1 pseudogene is annotated in these 790 nt (G+C 74.6%); it reads right to left on the reverse strand.

Annotation, left to right across the window (positions count from 1 at the left end):
* Positions 1-790 (reverse strand): annotated as a pseudogene (locus x551_RS26120) (hypothetical protein); the annotation flags it as partial.

The following is a 790-nucleotide window of genomic DNA, read 5'->3' on the forward strand; positions in this document are numbered from 1 at the left end:
AGCGCGGTGAACAGTGGCCGCAGCAGCGGCGCATCGGGGTGCGACGGCTGGCCCTCGCGGCCGGCGTAGGACGCGGTGAAGTGGCGCTGCGCCTGCTCCAGCGTCGGCGCGCTGCGCAGCGCGAACAGCTCGCCCACCAGACCGCCGCGTGAATGCGAAACCACGTCGACCGTGAAGACGCGGTCGTCCGGCAGCGCGGCCAGCAGCGCGCCGACCAGGCCGTGCGCGTTGTCGACCGGGCTGCGGGTGAGGCTGCGGTGCTCCCAGGCCAGCAGCGTGCTGCGCGCAGCGAGCGCGGTGAAGTCGCCTGGCCGTTCTGCGTCTCGCGCCCCGGAGTTGCCGGGGCCGGCCCACAGCGCACCGAAGCTGCCCTCGGTGGACGACGCGGTGCCGTGCAGGAACAGCAGCACGCTGTCCTTCGCGTCGCTCAGCGGCAGGCTGCCGGCGGGTTGCCAGCTGCCGTCGACCCAGCGCAGCAGCACGCCACCCGCATCGCCCAGCGCGTCGTGCAGGCTGGCGTTCTCGAACGCCGCGCACAGCTTCGCGGCGAGCGGGAAGTCGGCCGCGGCGTTGCCTGGGAACCAGCGCGCGACGCTGCGGCCGAGGATCGCACCGAAGTCGTAGAGCTTGTCGAGGCTGGTCGGGTCGGTCAGCTCGCTCACCGTGTAGCGCTCGACCGGGGCGCCGGGCGCGCCGCCGCGCGAGCGGGAGCGCGGGCTGCTCGCCAGGTCGAACGGCAGCTCGATGGTCGGTGCGCCGTTCGCGACACCGCGCTGTGCGGCCGGCTGCC

It is taken from the genome of Methylibium sp. T29, assembly GCF_000576205.1.
GTDB classification, from domain to species: Bacteria; Pseudomonadota; Gammaproteobacteria; order Burkholderiales; family Burkholderiaceae_C; genus Methylibium; species Methylibium petroleiphilum.